At 51.4% G+C, this 21,977-nt stretch carries 15 protein-coding genes; 11 read left to right on the plus strand and 4 right to left on the minus strand.

Annotated elements, in window-relative coordinates:
* The first annotated feature begins 69 nt into the window (after window positions 1-69).
* Genes DWZ56_RS10555 through DWZ56_RS10565 form a run of 3 tightly spaced genes read left to right on the plus strand, consistent with a single transcriptional unit; the run spans window position 70 to window position 5,845 of the window.
* A complete protein-coding gene (locus tag DWZ56_RS10555) occupies window positions 70-4,053 on the plus strand; it encodes a glycoside hydrolase family 2 protein (protein ID WP_118556601.1) in 3,984 nt (1,327 codons plus the stop codon).
* A gap of 20 nt (window positions 4,054-4,073) precedes the next feature.
* Window positions 4,074-5,132, plus strand: a complete 1,059-nt coding sequence (locus tag DWZ56_RS10560) for an SGNH/GDSL hydrolase family protein (RefSeq protein WP_118556602.1) — start codon at window positions 4,074-4,076, stop codon at window positions 5,130-5,132.
* A gap of 50 nt (window positions 5,133-5,182) precedes the next feature.
* Entirely contained in the window at window positions 5,183-5,845 is a 663-nt protein-coding gene (locus DWZ56_RS10565; protein WP_118556603.1) for a YesL family protein, read from the plus strand.
* Window positions 5,846-5,853: 8 nt separating this feature from the next.
* On the opposite strand, the gene DWZ56_RS10570 is transcribed toward DWZ56_RS10565, so the two are convergent.
* Both DWZ56_RS10570 and DWZ56_RS10575 read right to left on the minus strand, forming a co-directional pair.
* Window positions 5,854-7,608: a cache domain-containing sensor histidine kinase gene (locus DWZ56_RS10570; RefSeq protein ID WP_118556604.1), complete on the minus strand. Its 1,755-nt coding sequence runs from the start codon at window positions 7,606-7,608 to the stop codon at window positions 5,854-5,856.
* A complete protein-coding gene (locus DWZ56_RS10575) occupies window positions 7,592-8,845 on the minus strand; it encodes a response regulator (protein WP_118556605.1) in 1,254 nt (417 codons plus the stop codon). The genes DWZ56_RS10570 and DWZ56_RS10575 overlap by 17 nt, the downstream gene beginning before the upstream one ends.
* A gap of 181 nt (window positions 8,846-9,026) precedes the next feature.
* On the opposite strand from DWZ56_RS10575, the gene DWZ56_RS10580 reads away from it, so the two are divergent.
* The 7 genes from DWZ56_RS10580 (at window position 9,027) to DWZ56_RS10610 (ending at window position 19,237) form a co-directional block, all read left to right on the plus strand.
* Window positions 9,027-9,959: an ABC transporter permease gene (locus tag DWZ56_RS10580; RefSeq protein WP_199679577.1), complete on the plus strand. Its 933-nt coding sequence runs from the start codon at window positions 9,027-9,029 to the stop codon at window positions 9,957-9,959.
* Window positions 9,960-9,975: 16 nt separating this feature from the next.
* Window positions 9,976-10,884: a carbohydrate ABC transporter permease gene (locus tag DWZ56_RS10585; protein WP_199679578.1), complete on the plus strand. Its 909-nt coding sequence runs from the start codon at window positions 9,976-9,978 to the stop codon at window positions 10,882-10,884.
* Window positions 10,885-10,953: 69 nt separating this feature from the next.
* A complete protein-coding gene (locus tag DWZ56_RS10590) occupies window positions 10,954-12,576 on the plus strand; it encodes an ABC transporter substrate-binding protein (protein WP_118556606.1) in 1,623 nt (540 codons plus the stop codon).
* 87 nt (window positions 12,577-12,663) lie between these two features.
* On the plus strand, window positions 12,664-14,499 hold the full coding sequence (locus DWZ56_RS10595; protein WP_147369414.1) for a hypothetical protein: 1,836 nt from the start codon (window positions 12,664-12,666) through the stop codon (window positions 14,497-14,499).
* A gap of 20 nt (window positions 14,500-14,519) precedes the next feature.
* Window positions 14,520-15,596, plus strand: coding sequence for a beta-galactosidase BglB (gene bglB, locus DWZ56_RS10600; RefSeq protein ID WP_118556676.1), 1,077 nt, complete (start codon window positions 14,520-14,522; stop codon window positions 15,594-15,596).
* Between the two features lie 12 nt (window positions 15,597-15,608).
* Window positions 15,609-16,871: a glycoside hydrolase family 28 protein gene (locus DWZ56_RS10605; RefSeq protein WP_118556608.1), complete on the plus strand. Its 1,263-nt coding sequence runs from the start codon at window positions 15,609-15,611 to the stop codon at window positions 16,869-16,871.
* A complete protein-coding gene (locus DWZ56_RS10610) occupies window positions 16,868-19,237 on the plus strand; it encodes a GH36-type glycosyl hydrolase domain-containing protein (RefSeq protein WP_118556609.1) in 2,370 nt (789 codons plus the stop codon). The genes DWZ56_RS10605 and DWZ56_RS10610 overlap by 4 nt, the downstream gene beginning before the upstream one ends.
* A gap of 12 nt (window positions 19,238-19,249) precedes the next feature.
* On the opposite strand, the gene aroD is transcribed toward DWZ56_RS10610, so the two are convergent.
* Window positions 19,250-20,011 (minus strand): type I 3-dehydroquinate dehydratase, encoded by a 762-nt coding sequence (aroD, locus tag DWZ56_RS10615; RefSeq protein ID WP_330424859.1) that lies wholly within the window; start codon window positions 20,009-20,011, stop codon window positions 19,250-19,252.
* A 26-nt stretch (window positions 20,012-20,037) separates the two neighbouring features.
* Window positions 20,038-20,799, minus strand: a complete 762-nt coding sequence (locus tag DWZ56_RS10620; protein WP_118556610.1) for a shikimate dehydrogenase family protein — start codon at window positions 20,797-20,799, stop codon at window positions 20,038-20,040.
* A gap of 593 nt (window positions 20,800-21,392) precedes the next feature.
* On the opposite strand from DWZ56_RS10620, the gene DWZ56_RS10625 reads away from it, so the two are divergent.
* Window positions 21,393-21,968, plus strand: coding sequence for an HD domain-containing protein (locus tag DWZ56_RS10625; RefSeq protein ID WP_118556611.1), 576 nt, complete (start codon window positions 21,393-21,395; stop codon window positions 21,966-21,968).
* The last annotated feature ends 9 nt before the right edge of the window (window positions 21,969-21,977 follow it).

The following is a 21,977-nucleotide window of genomic DNA, read 5'->3' on the forward strand; positions in this document are numbered from 1 at the left end:
AAAGGCAGAATGCCAGGAATGCGCCTGTTTAAAATGCGCGCCGGCAATTGAAATCCGGAAGGAGCAAATATGATGGATACAGTAAAAAGCAGCCGGAGGGACTGCTTATGCCTGAACGGCGAGTGGGACTTTATGCCGTATCTGGACCGGGAGGCCGCGGATGAGCTGCCGGATCCCATTGTCTATGAAGAGGAAAAGGTATGCGTGCCTTCTTCCTGGAGAGGATTTGACGATAAATTTCATATCCCGGAGTATGATTTCGCTCCGATGGATGTCTTTGCCTATCCTAAGCATTGGGCAAAAGCGGAGGCCGGACTGCTGCATCGGACGTTTCGTGTACCGGAAGAATGGAAGGGGAAAAAGATCGTCCTGCGATGCGACGGCGTGTTTCAGAAATCGGTCATATGGCTGGATCGGATAAAGGCCGGCACCTTTTCAGAGGCGTTTCTTCCGATCTGTCTGGATATCACTCCCCTGGTCAGATACGGAGAAGAACAGGAACTCTATGTCCAATGCGGCCCGTTTGATACGGTGGAGATCCCCTCCGGCGCGAGGAAGACAACCGGGCTCGGCGGAAACTGGTTCGGGCGCTTTGCCAGGGGGATCTGGCAGGATATTTACCTAAGCGCGCTGCCTTTTGCGCGGGTGGAAGACGTGGAAATCACGACGTCTGTGAGAAACGGCATAATCGAGGGCAGGATACTGGTGGAAAATGAAGCGGATACTCCTCTGTGCGGAACACTGGCTATCCGCGTATCGGAATGGAAGTCCGGACGGGTCATGTGGGAGGCAGAACAGAGCATCGTTCTAAATCCGCTGTCTGAAAAGGAAATATACTATAAAAGGCCATGGAAGGATGCCGTTTACTGGGATACGGAGAATCCGTTTCTTTACTGCTGGGAGACAAAACTGACCGCAGCAGACGGTCGCTACGATGTGCATACCGTGCGTTTTGGCTTCAGGGAGTTTTGGACGGAGGGAGATCTGTTTTATCTCAACGGCATTCCGATAAAGCTTCGGGGGGATTCCTGGCATTTCCAGGGAGCTGTGCAGCAGACGAAGGCATATGCAGAAAACTGGTTTAGCATCTGCAGGGAGAGCGGCGTGAACAGCGTCCGTCTTCATGCGGAGCCGCATCCGGCATATTATCTGGATGCCGCGGATGAGATGGGCATGCTGATCGTGGATGAAACGGCCATTTACGGATCGGGAAAAGCCATGGACGCTTCCTGTCCGGTTTTTCTGGATAACTGCAGGAGACATGTACAGGAACTGGTAAAACGGGATCGAAACCATCCGAGCGTGGTGATCTGGAGCCTGGAAAATGAAATGCGCTGGGTGGAAGGGCGGGATGTATATAAAAAACATATTCCCGGCCTGATGGCGCTGATGCATGCTGCGGATCATGCAGGCAGGCCGATCTCCCTGGACGGGGATAACCGCCTCATATCCGGTGAACATACGGAAATTGCCAGCCTTCACTATAATATTGACGGCACCATCAGCCAGTGGGATCACAGCACGCCGCTGACAATCGGGGAGCACGGAGGCCATTGGTATCTATGCCCTCAGAACGCTTCGATGTATGAGGGGATGGGAGTCTATACGGATTCGGAAGTCTGCTGCCATGCGGTGGCCCTGAAGGAAAAGCTGTTTCTGGAATATGCGAGGCGCATGGATGTGACCGGCATCTCCAGCTTTAATATCGCGCATTATTTTGCTGTCAGCATGCCGGACCGGGATATCCCGCTTCCGCCTGTGGACCGCGAGGGCAGATGGGGAGTATATCCGAAACTGATCCGCAAGTATTCTATGACCATAGGAAACGGGATTCTGGAGAAATACGGATACCCTCGGTATAAGCCAAACCCTGCCTATCCGCTGATCGCGGAGGCGATGCGCCCCGTAACGGCCATCTTAAGAGAGTATGATCAGGCCTTTTACGAGGGCAGGGCATTTATCCGAACCTTTGATATATATCATGATGTGCAAAGCAGAGTATCACTCCGCCTGGAGGTGGAGTGCGTGCAGGAAAAAAGAAGCGTCTGCCGGACCGCCTTTTGCCTGGACATGGATCCGGCCGGCCATGAGGTCAGAACCGTGGAAGTGCTGCCCTGTCTCTGCGGCGGGGATGAACCGGAGACCATGATACTTAGCTGGCGGCTTTTTGCCGGCGAGAAGATGGTAGAAAAAAAGGAAAAAAGCTATAAGATCTTTCCGGCATTCCGAGGGACGGATAAGCGGATGAGTACGGCTTTCCTCTATGTGGGAATAAACGGATCCGAGTACAGGCTGCTTGAACGGCAGTTTGGAAATGTGACCCTGTGGGAAGAACAGGAGCAGATGCCGGATGGAGCGCTTATCATTATCGGAAGCCACCAGACCGACCGATTCGAGTGGCTGGAAGAGCGGATGGACGGATGGATCCGGGACGGACATCCCATCCTGTGCCTGGCACAGCACGCGTTTGCGTATGGGGACCTGGAATTGGAATGCAGGATGTATCTGGGAGCCTATGAGGGCTGCCGGAGCCATCCGCTGCTTATGGGGATGGACCGGAATGCGTTTTTCTATTGGAACGGGGAGATCAGTGAGGCTGGGCCGGTTCCGGACTTTTTATGGGCGTACCGCAAAGCAGAGGCCGGCAATATACGCTACCCTCTGGAATGCGGCTGCGGGGATTTCGGAGACGGCGGCGATCTGTGGTCGGCTCTGGTGGAATACCGCTTTGATGAATCCTCTATGCTGCTCTGTCAGCTGGAACTGGAACAGTATTATGAGAAAGTTCCCTATGCCGCACAGCTTTTGGAGCGGATGGCTGCTTACCTGCTCATGAGACAGGAAGAGATACGGCAGAAGGAAAGAAAGGTGTTATATATCGGCTGTGAGGAAGGCAGCAGCCTGCCCGGTCTGCTGGATGAGACAAAAGCGGCCTGGAAGATGCTTTTTGAAGACGGTATCCAGACGGAGAAGCTGCCGGAGCGGGGCTGCCTGTTAGCAGATGCGGCCTGGATAAAAGGGAGGGAAACCTGGCTTTCCCAATGGGCTGCGGGCGGAGGGCATCTGCTGATTCAGGGGTTAAGGCCCGGCATGGAGGAGAGCATTGCGCTGCTTGCCGGCGCGGATATAGAGATTCTTCCGGAAACGGTCTGGCAGTTTGAAACACTTGACGGTGACTTTTTAAGGGATATCTCCATTGCGGACTGCTATGGCATGGATCTGGTGCATATGTGTCCAAGAAGAGTAGAAAACAGAAAACTGTGTGAGTATACCGTACAAAGCGGTGAGGGCAGCATGCTCGCCCGCAGAACCGCAAAAACGGTGTGGGAAGATACCTTCGTTAAGAAACATTCCGCGGAGTACTGCCGCCGCTCTCTGGTGGAGATCAACCGGCGGAAGGAGGAAACGCGCGGCGGCTGTGCCTGGCAGTTCGATTTGGGCAGGGGACGGATACTGATCAGCCAGATTGCGGCGGACGGCGGTTACGGTAAATCCGTGCGGCTGTATACGGGGATACTGGATCGGGAACATATTTCGTTTGCCAGAAAGAGCTTCCGGACCGAAGCGGCGTTTCGCGCCAGGGAAGAGATGAGGCAGGCAGTTAACGAATGGATGGTTCTTCCCTGTGAACCGTGGCAGGACTTGGAGGCGATGCGCAGGTATTATACCGATCCTGAATATTCCCTTAATAATTTAGGTGAGGGGCTGTACGGATGGATGAAAAAGGCGGAAAAGTGCAGAAGCGACGGAGGCTGGGTCTTAGTGGACCAATGGAATGGATGTCCCCTGTTTATGACATGTTTTGTCTGTACGGAAGTAAAGACCGAAGTCCGGCTCTGCCTTAATGCCAGCCGAAGCGCACGTGTTTACTGTAACGGTGAACCGGCAGGGGATACTGTCTGGCTGAAACCCGGGAGCAATGTGTTCTGTGTGGAAGCTAAGCCGGGTAAAGAGCCGTTTCGGATGCGGCTGCGCCTGACGGATGGCGGCGGACATGCACTGGCAGGCAGGCTGTGGTACCGTCTGACTGTGGATGAGATTGATCCCAAATAGAGGACAAAAAGGAGAATAGCATGTTAGAAAGAATAAAGAAAAAGCTGACGGATGAAAAAGATCTGTGTGTGGTTTATCTGGGAGGGTCCATTACGGAAGGAGCTGGCGCATCGGCGCAGGACAGGAGATGGGCATCCCGTATACAGGCGTGGCTTGAGGAAAACTGGCCGGATACGCGCTGGAGGAGCCATAACGCGGGAATCGGCGGGACGAACTCAGAGTTTGGCGTATTCCGCCTCCAGCACGATGTCCTGTCCCAAAAGCCGGATCTGGTATTTGTGGAGTTCGCCGTGAATGATTATAAGACGGATGGGAACCAGTGCAGAAATGCAATGGAAGGTATTGTCCGGGGAATATGGACAAAACTGCCTGAGACGGAGATCGTGTTTGTATTGACGGCGACCGTAAAGATGGAAGAGGAGTGTTATCGTATAGGACAGGTTCCCGAGTCGGTCATCATCCATGAGCAGGTAGCCTCTTATTATCATATCCCTGTGATCCATGTGGGAGAAGAACTGCTTGAGCAGATCCGCAGGGAAGGGGCTGCTCCTGAAACCTATCTGCCGGATGGGGTGCATCCCAATGACAGGGGGCACGCCGTTTACTACGAAACGATAAAAGAATACCTGCTGAAGGGAATCTACGGTTTGGCCCGCCGTCCACTGCCTCCGCCCATGGGAGATTTGAGGTACGGCAATGTGCGGATGCTTGATGCGGTGAAAACTGCAGAGACGGATTTTTGCAGAGAGGCCATCTCCCTCTGCGGCCGGTATACCGGGTATATCAGCAGCAATGTGCCGGGACAGGCCGGCAGAGTAGAATTTGACGGCACAGGAATCGGCGTCTACTGGATGATCGGTGCGGATTCCGGCATCATGGAATACCGGATCGACGGGGGGAAGATGCAGGCCAAGTCATCCTGGGATACCTATGCGCTACGGTTTGACCGGTGCAATCACTGTATGCTCGCATCGGGGCTTGAGGAAGGAAGACACGTCCTTGAATTTAAGGTGTCGGGGGATAAAGACGAAGGTTCTCTCGGGCATTTCCTGCGGATTGCCGCGTTTTTGGTGATGTAGATTGCCTGCATCGGGAAATTCCTATTGAATAAAAAATAAGGAGGAACTGTATGGATCAGTTGTTAAATCCGGAAAATGCATTTTTTAGCATTGTACGGAAGATTGTGGATCTCGTGTGGCTTAGTGTTCTGTGGGCGGTCTGCTCCGTATTTGTGGTTACGGCCGGAGCGGCCACCAGCGGTCTGTATTATGCGGTGGTGAAGAATATCCGGAGGGGGCGCAGTTATCCTTCCCGGGAATTCTTTTATGGAATGAAAGAAAACTTTTGGAAAGCTACCGCAGTGTGGATGGTGATCCTTATGTTTCTCGCCATGATGCTGGTGGGCGATGTACCGCTCTTTGCCGCATTTTTTAAGCTGGAGACGGCCGGAGACGCCGCTTTTTCCGCGCTGTTTTTCCTGAAGCTGCTCATCCCGGCACTTGTATTTCTGTACGCATTTCCTATGATGAGCCGCTTTGAGATGAACGTAGTTGCCATATTCGAAAAATCACTGATCCTGTCCTTACGTCACATCATCCGTACGGTCTCGCTGGTGCTGCTCTTATTTGCGACAATCGTTCTGGCAGCCGCGGAACCGCTGTTTTTGCTGTTCTTTTTGCCCGGTCTATACTGCCTGGCAGCTTCTTATCTGCTGGAGCCTGTGTGGAAACGCTATACAAAAGCCCTTAATGACGGTGAAGAACCGGAAACGGATGCGTGGTATATGGAGTAAACCGGATGTCAGATCTTATAGGGAAAATACAGATAGAAGACAGTCCCCTCATTTTCTGCGCTCTCGATCTGCATTGAAAATTCATCCCCATAGAGAAGGTGCATGCGCAGCGCCACGTTGTGCAGCCCTATGTGCTCTTTGGGGTCGGGATCGAAGTCTGTTACCGCTTCCCGCAGCGTTTCCAGGGTTTTTGCCGGCATGCCTGCGCCGTTGTCGCGTATGGAAAGGCAGCATTTCCCGTCCTCACATGTAAACGAAATCCAGATGTGGCTGTCCGGCGTGATCTGCTTGGACAGTCCGTGGAAGACCGCGTTTTCCACGATGGGCTGAATGAACAGCTTGGGCACCAGCGTGTTCTGGCTGTCTTCCTGAACGGAGATGGAGATGCCGAGTTGATTTCCATAACGCAGGGTTAGGATATCCAGATAACTTCTCGTAAAGTCCAGCTCCGTTTCCAGCGGAACCAGATCCGTGGATTCAATGGCATAGCGCAGCAGACGGCTTAGGGCCAGCGTCAGCTTCGGCACCTGATGCCGGTAGCCCAGGGCTTCCGATTCCAGCATATGGATCATATTGAGCGTATTGAACAGAAAATGAGGGTTGATCTGGGCCTGAAGCGCCATCATCCTGGTCTGGTTCAGCAGACTGACACGGGCGTTTAGCTCGTCAGAGAGCTGTTTATTGCTCTGCATATAGAAAGTGATCTGCTGTGCGATGTATTTGATATCCCGGTCGTTGACCAGTTCCACAGGGGAGGTCTTGGGGGACTGGAGCATGGTGATCAGGGAACGGATCGGTTTGGTAGCGCGGAAGGTGAAGAACAGGGACATCAGGATGCTTGCAAAAAGGATGACAAAAAGCAGGGACGCGGTGAGGGCTCTGGCATAGGAGAGACGCTGCGAATAGTCCGAGAGCTCAGAAACAATCACGTAGCTGAAAGGGTATTCCTTAGAATGCATCTGGTTATAGGTATAGGTTTTATTTCCGTTTTCAAAGAGGTGAAACGCTTCCTCGCTGCTGCCGTCAAACTGTGAGAGGGCGGGTACCGCCGTAAGAGGTTCTAACAGTTCCTTCTGACCGTCCCGGTACATGATCTCTCCATCGTCCGTTACGATATAGATGGACTGTGTTTTGCTGGAGGTCGGCATGAGCTCCGGCAGTTTGGAGAGGTTCAAATTGATGACAATGGCAGAATTTCCCTCTTTGCCGGGAATCTGCTTCATGAGACAAAGCAGGTAGGGAAAGATCCCGTTCTTACAGCGTGGGTATAAAATATAACCGTCCGGATTGTCGGAGAGATGATCCATCCAGTTATCGTCGGACAGATAGGAGACGGGAATGTGCTGCGTGGAAGTCAGGACCGTCTGCTGGATCCCTGAGTAAAGATAGATGGAATCGATGGTGTTCTGGCGGCTGCTGTAGGATTTCAGCTGCTCCTGAAGGCGGGAATACATTCCGTCTAAAAAAGCTTCAGGATTGCTGGAATGGAAATAAATGCTGCACAGATCCTCCGTATCCAGGATGGCCATGATATACCGGGCGTCCTTTATGAAATCATCCACCGAATTTTTCAGCGTCTCCACCTGATTTCTGCCGCTTGTCAGGGATTCCTGTTCGATAATCGTCCTGGAATTATGATAGATGTAGAAGGCGAATATGGAGAATAGGAATAAAATACAGAAAAACAGCAGCAGGAAATTGCGGAAAAAGTAGCGGCTTGAGAAAAAACGGCGCGCGCTTAGCGCCTTAAGCATTTTCATCATTAAAATCCCCCATCTTCAGTATAATGCGGCGGTATTCAGTCGGGCTGTAGGACGTATACTGCCGGAAATTTATGAAAAAGCGGTTCCGGCTCTGATAACCGACCGCTTTGGCGATATCGCCGACCTTCATACGCGTACCGAGGAGTTCTACTGCTTTTTTCATGCGCACGGTGGTCAGATAATTCAGAAAACTCATGCCGGTCTTCTGTTTAAAATACCTGCTGAAGTAAGCGGAAGACAGATAAACTGTGTCGGCCACGTCCTCTCTGGTCAGGTCCATAGAATAGTGCGTCTCAATGAAATCGATGGCCTTTTGGATCACACTGCTGTCCTGAACCGTATCCGTATTCGCATCGTTACTTCCCGCTTTGAGTCCTGAACCCGGAAGGGGGAGACTGCTCCCGGCGCTTCCTCTGCGGGTATCCAGCAGTTTTTTCAGTGATGAAAAACAGTAGACCGAGTCGATGGAACAGATGAGATGGAGATTCTGCTCAATCTGATCCAGCAGCAGGCCCGTGTCAAGGCGCCCCGGCTCCTCTCCGGTGATCAGTATGAAGTCGTAGTGGAAGCGCGTTTTCATGACCAGATAGGCATGGGTGTCGGGAAAGGTCATTTTGACCATATTCAGAAGCGCTGTGGGCAGCGTCTCCAGCCCATAACTCCATTGAAAGTCCCGGTCGGATTCCCTGGTGCAGGAGATTCTTAACAGGACTCCCGCGCTTTTCTCCAGAGTAAACGGAAAATTCATCTTATGAAAATGCTGTTCTAACATTTCAGGGGTGGAATAGGCCTTAGTCAGCAGATCAATGAAAAACAGTTCGTATTCTTCGGAGGAATAATCCATATCCCTGCGCATGGAATAGAGCTGCTGCAGGGCATTTCTGCAGGAGTCCATGCTCGCGGTAAGCTCTTCGAAATCGATGGGTTTTAACAGATAGTTGCTGACATTATAACGGAGCGCCTGCTTGGCATACTCAAATTCACTGTATCCGCTGATGATGATCACCATTGTGTTTGGACAGGACTCCTGAATGAAGCGGGCCAGCTCCAGGCCGTCCATCTTCGGCATGCGTATATCGGTGATGACGATGTCCGCAGTATGGGTCTTCAGCCAGTCCGCCGCCTCCCTCCCGTTGGAAAATGTCCCCTCTATTTCATAGCCGTTTAATTCTGTCAGTATGAAATTTTTTAAAGATACTCTTGTAATCATTTCATCATCCACAATGATAATGCGCATATCCCGTATCCCCCGTTTCGTTTGTATCGTTTTTCATTATTATATGATAAATGTATCGTTTTCACAATCAGATGCCGTAACTTGGAAATGAAACGATACCGGATGTAACAAAACATCACTGGAAGAGACCTGAAATATTCCGTTATAATTGTTTCATCAATACGGAAGGGGCTTTTAAGAAATGGAGAAAGTCAGAAAGAAAAAAACGATGAACAGCGCCGTTTTCCGTGAAAACTTTTGGCTGACAATGATGGTTCTGCCAGGCGCGCTGCTGCTGTTGATTTTTAATTACGTTCCCATGGTGGGAGTGGTGATGGCATTTAAGAAATATAATCCGATTCTGGGAATCTGGGGAAGTCCGTGGTGCGGATTGGATAACTTTGAGTTCTTCTTCACATCACAGGATGCGGTCAGAGTGATCCGCAATACGCTGGGCTACAGCGTTACCTTTCTGGTGCTGGATCTGATCGCCGGGGTCGGGCTGGCGATTATGTTTTACAATCTAAGGTCCCGCAGAGCTCTTAAGTTTTACAATACGGTGGTGATCCTTCCGCGATTTATGTCCATGGTAATTATTGCGTTTATTGTATACACGCTGCTGAATCCTTCCTACGGAATATTTAATACCATAATAAAAAGCCTGGGCGGAAACGGAGTGCAGTGGTATATGCAGCCAGTCTACTGGCCGGTTATACTGACCGCGGTACATATCTGGCAGACGGTGGGAATGAACAGCATCATCTATTACGCGTCCTTAATGGGGCTGGATGAATCGCTGATCGAGGCGGCACAGCTGGACGGAGCCAACAAATGGAAACAGACCCTGCATGTTGTGATTCCTCATCTGGTACCGGTCATGGTGATCACCACGATCCTCGGCATCGGACATCTCTTTTCCGGAGATTTCGGACTTTTCTACCAGGTGACAAAGGATGTGGGGCTCCTTTATCCGACGACGGACATTATCAACACCTATACATTCCGTGCCCTGCAGAACGGGGCTCTGGAAAAGTCTACGGCTGTGGGCCTGTTCCAGTCGCTGACCGGACTGATACTGGTTGTAACCACAAACGGTATCGTGCGCAAGATCAGCCCGGACAACAGTATGTTTTAAAAGCGAGGTTAATGTGATGAAAAATGAAATGCTTCCCGCCGGCAGGCGGAAAAAGAAAATATCCTGGGGACAGGCCGTTCTTCATCTGATTTTTATCGTTATGGTGCTGATGTATCTGATCCCGTTTTTACTGGTGATATCAATTTCCTTTTCAGATGAGGCCTCGGTGATCAAAGAAGGCTATTCGCTGATTCCGCACCAGTTTTCCCTGGCAGCCTATAAGCTGGCGTTCCGAAACCCGGAACAGATGCTTCAGTCCTATAAAGTCACGATTATATTCACGCTGGCTGCCACCGCACTGTCGGTGCTGGTTATGGGAGTAATGGCATATCCACTGGCCAGACCGAATTTTAAATTGAGAAAGCCCTTCACATTTTTTGTGGTGTTCACCATGCTGTTTTCAGGCGGACTGGTGCCCAGCTACATATTGAATGTACAGTATCTTCACTTGAACGATACGATGTGGATCTATATCCTGCCCGGTTTGATCTCGGCCTACAATCTGATCATTATCCGGACAAATTATAAGAGCCTCCCGAATGAACTGATTGAAGCTGCCAAAGTGGATGGAGCAAAGGAGCTCTACATCTGTTTTAAGATTGTAATGCCGCTCTGCAAACCGGTTTTAGCATCCGTCGGGTTCCTCTTCTTAGTGGCAAAGTGGAATGACTGGATGACCTCACTTCTCTATATACATGACGCGAAACTGTATTCCCTGCAGTATTTGCTGCAGAAGATCTTAAAGGAATCAGAGTATTTGAAACAGCTGGCGGAGACCGGCCAGCTCATGGGCGGAGAGGTATTCCCTTCGGAAAGCTTCCGGTATGCGATGGCGCTGCTGGCGGCAGGTCCGGTGCTGGTAGTTTTCCCGTTTTTCCAGAAATACTTTGCCAAGGGCATGACATTGGGCGGAGTAAAAGGCTGATAGACAGGCTTAATCGCCGGTTTTATACAACAGGCGCAGCAAATATTTAATGAAAAGGAGAGTAAGACAATGAAACTTACAAGAAAGGTATTGGCACTTGCAATGGCGTTTATCATGACGCTTGCACTTGCCGGCTGTGGAAATAAATCCACAGGAGAAACTACGACTGCAGCTGAAAAGGAAACAACAACTGCAGCGGCTTCAACCGCGGCACAGGCCGGGGAGGGCGGCGACGAATCCAAAGAGCCCGTCAAGCTGGTATGGTGGTACCGCGGCAACGGAGAGCAGAAGGACACCAAGATGGTGCAGGAAGCGCTGAATGAAAAACTGAAAACATATCCGGGGCTGGAACATGTGACGGTGGAACTGAAATGCTATACGGCCTCTGAATATAAGCAGGCGGTTACGCTGGCACAGTCTTCCCGCGAGCAGATCGATATTTTAAATACGGTGAATCTGGACTTCTCGGAAGAGGTGGAAAAAGGCAGCCTGGTTCCGCTGGATGATCTGATTGCATCTGTGGACGGACTGAAGGATATACTGCCTGACTGGTTATGGGAACTTGGCAGCGTGGACGGACAGATTTACATGGTGCCGAATTACCAGAGAGCGTCGAACATGAATTATCTGGTAACGCCTACAGAATGGCTGGAGAAATACGGTGATGCCGAAAAGATTGAGGAAACATTGAAAATGGATGACAGCCACCTGGCTGAGAAAGCCGCTGTACTGGAAGAGTATGTAAGAAATGTACAGGCAGGCGAAGGCGCAACCCATTACATGCCTCCGATGGGATCCATGGTTTACAGCGGATTCGGCATCAACGATTTTACGGATACCATTTACGGAGATTATATTAAAGATGCGAACGGCAATACCGTATTTAATAAGTATGTTACGGAAAAGATGAAGCAGGCTTTTGAGCTTTCTGCAAAAGAATATGAAGAGGGCCTGATTCATCCCGATATCCTCACAATTAATTCTAAGGATTTTGACGGAGCCAACATGTTAAATGACGTTTCCTACGTATTCTGCATCAATAACCAGTTTGGCGATTCGGAACGTGTTTCACAGATTTACAGCACCATGTACGGCATGGATATCACAGCGATCCCTACAAAAGAGCAGTACTATATCATCAACACATGGGGAGCGGGCGGCAACGGTATTTCCTCCAGCTGCGAGCATCCGGAAGAAGCGATACGCTTTATTAACGCTATGACTTCTGAAGAAGGAAAAGAACTGTATAATCTTATGGTTTATGGAATTGAAGATGTTCATTACAAAAAAATCGATGACAACCATATAGAGACCCTGGAGTATTCAGGAACTCAGGGCGGTGTGGATACCTCCTATGCCGCTATGAAATGGATCATCGGCAATACGTTTAACGCTTATCTGAACCAGGCATGCACGGACGATGAAGTGGAACTGTCCTTACAGCTGAATGAGTCCGATTCCAATATTAAATCAGATCTGATCGGCTGTACATTTAAGACAGACGCAATCAAGACGGAACTGGAGCAGACCACCGCTGTGGTAACAGAGTACAGCAAACCTCTGATGTACGGCGTAATGGGAAGCGGATGGGAAAGTACATACAGTGATTTCATTGATAAGATGAAGAATGCCGGAGTAGAGAAGGCTGCCGCAGAACTGCAGTCTCAAGTAGACGCGTTCTTGGCAAAATAATGACCGGAGAACCGCGGCTGGCTGTTTGGAAGAACGGCCGCCGCGGTTTTATGTAAATCAGGAGCAAAGGCGGGAATGGAGCGATTTATGGAAAATAAGGATTGGATGCAGCGGCTGCTGCATAGAAAAATTGACAATGAGAGCGAACGGTACGACGAGGCGGAGGCCATGCTCACAGTGCGCCAGGAGAACTGGAAGGGCGGTTACCACACCAGAAAGACCGGTATCCTGCACCCTCTTAGGGATGCGGCTGAGTATGCGGACGCGATTTTCCAGGCTGGGCGGACAGATTTATTTGAGCGGGGGGAGCAGGTGATACAAAAGGTCTGCCATCTGCAGGATGACCGGCCGGACAGCCGGACCTTTGGCCTATGGTCCTACTATATGGAGGAACCCTTAGACAGCATGATTGCGCCGGATTATAACTGGGCGGACTTTATATCAAAATGCCTTCTGGGCATCCGGATTCTGGCCGGGGAACGCGTGTCGGAAGAAACAAAAGAGATGATGGATCAGTCCATAAGGCGGGCGGCCCTTTGCAGCATTAAGAGAAATGTGGGGCTGGATTATACCAATATAGCCCTGATGAGCAGCATGACGATCCTGTCGGCGGGAGAGCTGTTGAAAGACTGTGCAATCCTTCAGGCAGGAAAAGACCGTCTGGAGAAGCTTTACAGATACACGGAATTTAACGGCTCGTTTTCCGAGTACAACAGCTCCGCATATATCCTTGTGGCGCTGAATGAAATCGCCAGAATGAGGAGATTTTTCCATGATCCTGAATGTCTTGCCATGGCTGAAGCGTTTAACAGCTATGCCTGGGACTGCCTCTCCAACCATTACAACCCGTGGATCAACCAACTTGCGCCTCCCCAGGCAAGAGCGTATTCGGATCTGGATAAGGGCGCTCTGGCCTGGAATGTTTTTCTGGGAACCGGAGGAAGGTTTGGCCGTATTCCGGGAGGAGCTGCGGATGTTTCTGATCCGGACTGGCCGGATCAGGTTTCTTTGGACCAGATATCTGTGGAATCCCTGCTTTACCCGCCGGAATGCCCTGATGTATATCTCTGCCGCTTTACAGAGAAAGAAAGATTTCTGGCCCATACATACTATAAAAAGAACGGATTGAGAGAGGCTGGGACCGATACCACGATTATAAGGGATTTGGATCATCCTGATCTTAAAGCGTATTCGTTTTTGACGGAGAAATACTCCATGGGCATCTTTGAAGCATCGGACTGCTGGAATCAGAGACGCAACGGCATGGTGGTCTGGGGTGAGGGAAATCCGGCCTATATGCGCATCCGGGGGTTGATCGGGGATTACGATTTCTGTTCCGCCATGGTGTACGGTGTGCAGGAGAATAACCGGATGGCCGGACATCTGGGATTTGTATCGGACCGCGGAAGCTTCCATTATATCCTGGACAAGCAAAAAGACGGCGTCTATGAAACCGACAGACTCTGTTTTTGTTTTGAACTGGGAGGACGGGAAGACCTTGCCTTTGAAAAGGACGGCGATGCCTATGTGATACGTGACAAAGAACTGACCGTAAAGGTGAAGATCTATCAGTTCGTTTTTGACGGGAAACCGGTGGACGCCCATATAGGCGATGATGGGAAAAGGCTTTATCTCACAGGTTATGAAGGAGAGAAGAAGCTGCTTGATATAAAACAGCTTGAGAAGACCTACGGTGTCTTTTCGATTGAAGTCCTGGAAAATTGCAGCAAAGAGGACGGGAGCTGCGGGGGAACGTCAGAGGTTCAGGTTGAAACCAGGCTGGACAATGAAATACTGCACTCAGAAGGAAGGTTCGGCCAAAGCGCCTGGACGCTGGAATCACCGGTTTTTGCCGTGCCGTTTTTGGAAGCGTCCCGCATATGCAGCGCCGGAAGCGGCCTGAAAGGTAAAAGAAAGCTATGATCAAAGGAAATGGTAAAGATATGTGTATAAACGAACATCATAATCTGGATCCGCTGATCCGTAAAATTATGGATAAAATGCAGCACATGGAAAATGAGGGAGGGGTGGAGGAAACCTGCCCCATCAGCATCATCTCGATGGATGCCTGGGAATGGCCCCAGGGTGTGGCGCTGTTTGCGATGTATCAGTATTACCGGGACACGAAAGACCCGCAAATCCTGACGTTTTTAACCGGATGGTTTGACCGGCAGATTCAAAAAGGCCTTCCGGAACAAAATGTGAATACGACCTGCCCGATGCTCACCCTCTCCTGTCTCTATGAAGAGACGGGTAAGGAGAGCTACCTGCCCCTGCTGCGGCAATGGGCCGATGGGGTATATCATGGGATGCCGAGAGCCGGTGAGGGCGCCATCCAGCATGTGGTCAGCGGCGGGCAGAACGAGGGGCAGGTGTGGGACGATACGCTCTATATGACCGTTTTATTTCTGGCCCGGATGGGACAGCTGCTCGGCCGGGAAGACTATGTCCAGGAGAGCATCCGCCAGTTCCTGGTGCACATCAAATACCTGACCGACCGGAAGACCGGGCTGTTATTTCACGGCTGGACATTCTTAGGCAGACATCATTTCGGAGAGGCGTTGTGGGGAAGAGGAAATTCCTGGTATACAGCGGGACTGGTGGATTATCTGGAACTGCTGGAAGGAAATGACGGAGTCCGTCAGTTTCTGCTGACGACGCTGGAAGAGCAGGTAAAAGCGCTGAAAGCCTGCCAGGATGATTCCGGACTGTGGCATACGCTGCTGGATGATGCCACCTCTTATCTGGAAACCAGCGCCACCAGCGCTTTCGCCTACGGCATTTTAAAAGCGGTGCGGATGGGATATCTGGATCAAAAATACGAGGAAACCGGTTTGAAGGCAGTAAACGGGGTCATAAAGCAGATCACTTGTGACGGCTGTGTACAGGGGGTTTCCTATGGCACCCCGGTATTTGCCAACAGGGAAGATTACAGGAATATTCCTGTCTGCCCCATGCCTTACGGCCAGTCCATGGCACTGATGATGCTTGTGGAGGCCGGTAAGCATTTCAGAGAATAGAAAAGGAAGCATATGGATCAGAGAATTGAAAAATCGGAAAAAATTATGACGGAAATCATACAGCAGGCGGTGGATCTGTGTGAAAAGACCGGCGGGGGGAAGGTGATTCTCCCCCCGGGGATGTATGTATGCGGCACTCTGTGTCTGAAAGACCATGTAACACTGTGGCTGGAAGAGGGGGCCGTGCTGCTGGGGAGCGGGCGGATTGAGGATTATCCGGATAATGAGACCTGCTTTACGGATGCGGTGGGACATGTGAGGGGAAAAGCGCTGATCTATGCCTGTAACAAAACCGATACAGGAATTGGCGGCCCAGGGATGATCAACGGCCGGGGCTATCTGTATCCGGAGGGACACCCTTCCCATCTGGTGCGGCCGTTTCTGATCCGGCTGGTCGGCTGCCGTCAGGTACATATAGAGGGGATACAGCTGGTTCAGGCGGCGGCCTGGTGCCTCCATCTGCAGGACTGCGAGGAGGTAACGGTACGCCGGGTCAGGATTTCCTCCCGCTGCAACGGCAATAATGACGGAATCGATATCGACGGCTGCCGTCAGGTTGAGGTGACCGGATGTGAGATCGACAGCGGGGATGATGCCATCTGCCTGAAATCCACCTCCAGCAGGTGCTGTAGGTCCGTCCGGATATCGGACTGTACCGTGACCTCCAGATGGGCCGGATTTAAAATCGGGACCGAGTCGGTGGGGGATTTTTCCGATATCACGGTGGAAAACTGCCGTTTCTACGATGTGGAAGGCTGCGGAATCAAGATTGTTCCGGTGGACGGAGGATGTGTGGACGGCGTAACGGTCCGGAATGTACATATGATCCGGTGCACCGGCCCGATCTTTATCAGCGGAGGAAACCGTCTGCGCCGGTATTATGAGGTTTCAAAGGCGCGGCCGGGGACGATAAAAAATATCCTGATGGAGGATATCAGGGCGGATGTAAAACAGGCCGGAGGCGGACTCTATCAGGGCAGGCCCTGGGGAAATGCCGAAGGAGGCGTGGTGATCTCCGGACTGTGGGACTATCCGGCAGAAAACATTACCCTGCGTAACTGTGACTTTGCAATGCCGGGCGGCAGGGAAGCTTATCAAAAGCAGGCTGTGCCGGAAATGGGTGAACAGTATCCGGAATTTCATCTGTTTGACCCGCTTCCCTCGTGGGGAGCATATCTGCGCCACGGCAGGAATATAAAACTGGAGGACTGCAGATTTACGGCGTCAAAGAAGGATGTGCGCCCTGCAGTCGTCAGAGAGGATATCATACCATGATTCAATGCGGCAAACCGAGTGAGTATTACAGATTTTTGGATTCTGATAAAGAAATAGAATTTATGCGTTACGACATGCCCACGCCGTGGATGAACTACCTTTCCAACGGCATGCTGCATGCCATGATTTCCCATGCCGGAGGCGGGGTGGCATTTTATAAATCCCCGCAGATCTGGCGGATCAACCATTACCGTTTTTTCCATCTGCCCACGGACAGGAGCGGATTTTATACCTATATCAAGGATGGAGGGGAGGTCTGGTGCCCCACCGGCATGCCGGTAAAGACGCAGCCCGAACGCTGGAAAAGCATACACGGACTGGGCTATACCAGATTTGAGGCCGAGAGAAAGGGACTGAAGGCGCAGGCTCTTTATTTTATCGGCAGCAGGGAGAACTCCATGATATGGAATCTGAAGCTCACATCCGACTGTGACCGCGAAATAGCAGTCTATCCCTTTGTGGAGCTTGGCATGATGGAGTTTATGCGTGAGCTGCAGTGGCAGTGCTACAATAAGCATCAGCTGAAGGTCAGCTATATGGAAGAGGAACAGGCCTTGGTGTACCGCTATGGCGTAGAAAACCAGCCCAGGCCGGATGAGACTCCTCTGATCTATTTCGCTGCCACAGAGCCGGTATTGAGCTTTGAAGGGGATCGGGATGAGTTTATCGGACCTTACCGGAGTGAGGAGGAGCCGGCCGGAGTTTTGGAGGATACGTTAGGTAATTCCGTCCTTTGGGGCGGGGATCCCTGCTTTGCCTTTCAGATTCCGGTTAAGCTGAAAGCCGGAGAGGAGAAAGAAATCTCAATTTTTCTAGGCACCGGCATGACGGAAGAGGAGATCCGCGCTTCTCTGTCTAATCAGAGGGAGCCAGGTTTTGTGGAGGAATCCTTTCGGGAGTTGAATGCATCCTGGAAAGAGCATCTGGAGCATTTTACATGCTGCGTGCCGGATGAGGATACGGAGCGGATGATCAATGTATGGAACCCGTATCAGGCCCAGAGAAACTTCATGTTCTCCAGAAACCTGTCCTATTATGCAACAGGAACTTTCCGCGGCGTGGGATACCGGGATACGGCGCAGGACATACTGGCCATGATTCCGTTTGATCTTACGGCCTCGAAGGAAAAGGTCCGTCTGCTGCTTTCCCAGCAGTACGCGGACGGCCATGTCAATCATTATTTTTTCCCGACGGAAGGATATGAGCCGGTGACCACCGTCCATTCCGACGACCATCTATGGACCGTCCTCGCGGTGCATAACATCCTCTGCGAGGAGGGAAGCTATGATTTCCTTTATGAGACGGTCCGTTTTTATGATGGCGGAGAGGGAACCGTCTATCAGCATCTGAAAAGAGCCATGGAATTTACGGCAGCACATCTGGGCAGAGAGGGCTTTCCGCTGATGCTCCGTTCCGACTGGAACGATGCGCTTTTCCGTGTATGCAGGGAGGGAAAGGGCGAGAGCATCTGGACTTCCATGCAGTATGGCATGATGCTCAAAAAGATGGAAATGATGGCTCTTGCCATGGGGGATGCGCCTCTTGCCAAAGAGTATGAGACAAGCTATCAAAGCCAGAAAAAACTGGTCAATACCAAAGCCTGGGACGGTGCATGGTACCGCAGGGCCATCATGGATAACGGCGAATATGTGGGCTGCGCCGACAGTGAAGAGGCGAGGATATGGCTGAATGCACAGAGCTGGGCCGTCCTTTCAGGGATGGGGGACAGAGAAAAGTGTGAAAGAGCCATGGACAGCGTTTATGAATTGCTCAACACACCTCTGGGGATCAAGAAGATCGATCCGCCGATCGTGAACTTCCCGGATCCTAAGGATCCTCTGACCAATTACAACCCGGGTACGGGGGAAAACGGTTCGGTGTTCTGCCATGCCAATACCTGGGCGGTGATCGCCGAATGCATGCTGGGCCATGGTGACCGGGCGTATGAGTATTACCGTAAACTGATTCCGGCGGTGGCCATGGAACATGCGGGCGTCTGGAGATATAAGGCGGAACCCTACGCATACGCTTCCAACATATTCGGGCCGGACAGCCTGCGTTTCGGTCTGGCCAATGTATCATGGCTGACAGGCACGGCCGCATGGATGTATGTGGCCGTCACCCAGTATCTGCTGGGCATCCGCCCGGTCATGGAGGGACTTCTCATCGATCCCTGCCTGCCTTCGGGCTGGAACAGCATTGAGATCACCCGCCGGTTCAGAGGCTCGCTCTACCATATCAGAATTGTCAGAAATCCGGAGTGTAAAGGTCAGAAAAGGCTTTTTGTGGATGGAATACAGATGCGGGATAATCTGATCATCCCGACTCCGGCAAAAGGAGTACATGAGGCGGTGCTGGAGTTATAATATTAAATCGCTTTAAATTCCATTCAGCGCCTCCAATATGCGGCGTACACGGGCAGCTTCCAGCTGCCCCGGCGCAGAAGCGTTTAAAGCCGTGGCAAAGGTTAAGGCAGAGCCGAAGAATTCACCGCATACCCGGCTGAAAGCGCCGTATTCCCCCATGGCCATGGTGATAAAAGGCCGGTCTGCAAACTTCTCCCGCATCTCCAGCGTGGCGGACAAGAGCGTGAGCGTGTCCAGCCTGGATTTCGGCATAACCGCGATTTTAGGCATGTCGGCGCCCAGCCGCTGCATGTGCGTGAGCTTTTCGATCAGCGCTTCTTTGGGAGGAGTTGTAGTAAAATCGTGGCTGGATACCACCACCCGCACTCCGCAGGCATGCGCGTTGAGCAACAGGCTGTTCACCGGAGCGTCTCCCTGGGAAAGCTCTGCATCCAGCAGATCGATACAGCCGGATTTACAAGCCGTCCGGCACAGCAGGTGATAGTCTTCCGGAGAAATGCGCTTCTGTCCGCCTTCATCATTGGTACGGAAGGTAAAGAGCAGAGGGATATCCTTTAGGATGTCTCTTAAGGCGGATAGCATCATCCTGACTTCGATCAGGCTGTCCGACTGTTCAAAATAATCCACGCGCCATTCCACCAAATCGGGGGAAGCGGATAACAGAGCGCGGGCCTCGTCGGCCAGATCTCTTTTGCCTGAGGAAGTCAGCGGGATACATATTTTAGGCATTCCGGTGCCGAATACGGCGGATCTGATCTGTAACGGTTTTATCATAGGACTCATCCTCCTGATAGGATAATTTACAGGGTATCTTCTATGAGACAGGTGACCTTCTCGATAACGCTGTCATCCATCCTGCGGTCCAGGAAATACTCGCATGCGTACTTGGCCTGGGCGGTGAGCATACAAAGCCCGGTGACCCCTTTCATTCCAAGCGTTTTGGCCTGGGCGGTGAGACGGGTCTCCTTAGGATTATAAATGATATCCAGCACCGCTTCACAGGCAGTAAAAGGGGTAAGGTCGATGGGGGATGCGTCAGCATTGGGATACATGCCCACCGGGGTAGTGTTGACGATGACGGCGGCATCCGTATGTGCCCGGCGGCATTCCTCATACGTCAGGGCTCCGTCCTTGCCGCTGCGGCTCACAGACAGAAGGGGGGATGCGTTCAGCGCTTTTACGACGGCACAGACGGCAGCGCTGGCCCCGCCGGTGCCGAGCACCAGCACCTTTTTTCCTTCCATATCGATCTGATTGCGGCGGACCATGTACAGAAAGCCGTCGTAATCCGTGTTGTGGCCGATGAGACGCCCCTCTTTATTAACGATTGTGTTGACAGCGCCGATCTGCGCGGCATGGCTGTCCAGCTCGTCCAGATAGGGGATCACATCCTTTTTGTAAGGGATGGTGACATTGATCGCCTTAAACTCTTTCTTTTTCATAAAAAGCGGAAATTCTTCCCTGGTTAAAGGCACCAGATCATATGTATAATCTGCCAGCTGCTCATGTATCAGCTTGGAATAGCTGTGTCCCAGCTTCTCTCCAATCAGCCCGTATTCCATGGCGGGACCTCCTTAATATTACGATTTGGCGGGGATGCGCATGATTTCCTGTGGAAACTGTCTGCTTTGCAGACAAAAATCAGGCGCAGGTATAATGTTTTACATTAAGTAACAGTTCAGACGGCTCATCTTCTTGACCGAAAAAACCGGTCAAGAAGCATCGGATGTCCATCCGATGTGAAAAATAGCACAAAAACAGTCTTATGAGCAAACTCAACGTCTGCTTTTGCACTATTTTCCCGCCGTCTGAACTGTTACTACATTATATCAAAAACAGAGAACAAAATACAAGTATGGATTGACAAACATTACAGCGCCGGATATTCTAAAGTTACTGTTCACACGCTGCCGATCAAGCAGCGTATGAGAGGGCAGGGTATGGTCCTCATAGGGATCCCTTGAAGCCCGCCGGTACTTATTGCTGTGTATTTTACAGCATTAGTACCGCTGCGCGCTTCACGGAGCGAGAGCGGGTCCCAATGAGGACCATACCCTGCCCTCTCATACGCGGGAATTTTTCGGTAACTGTGAACAGTAACATTCTAAAATGTAACAGTTCAGACGGCTCTTGTCCGTTCAGATCAGGAGGATGAATGAAAGCGGAAGATATACTGGAGTTTTATAAGATTTTGGAGAAGATGAAGTGCAATACCCGGCATTCGTGGACCGCAAACGGGCGGCAGGAGAGCGTGGCGGACCATTCCTTCAGCACGGCTTTTCTGGCGATGCTGATTGCGGACGAGTTCCCCGATCTGGATATGGACCGGGTAATCCGCATGTGTCTGCTTCACGATATCGGAGAAGCGGTGACGGGGGATATCCCCTGTTTCGAAAAAAAGGAATCGGACGAAGTCTGTGAGGGCAATGCGGTGAGAAACCTGTTTTCGTCCCTGCCGGCCAGGGAGGGCGGCAGATTTTCGGCGCTGTGGGAAGAGATGGAAAAGAAAGAATCACCGGAAGCCAAGCTTTATAAGATACTGGACCGTATTGATGCGGTGATGGAGCATAACGAAGCGGATATCTCCTCCTGGCTGCCCCTGGAGTATGAGCTCCAGGTGACTTACGGCAGGGAGGAGGCCAAAGCCTTTCCTTTTACGGAGGAGTGGAGGGAGGCTGTGGTTCGGGCGACAATGGAAAAAATTGCGGACAGCGGATCACAGCCGGCTTAAGCAGCATGT

It is taken from the genome of Lachnotalea sp. AF33-28 (assembly GCF_003477885.1).
Classification (GTDB): Bacteria; Bacillota; Clostridia; order Lachnospirales; family Lachnospiraceae; genus AF33-28.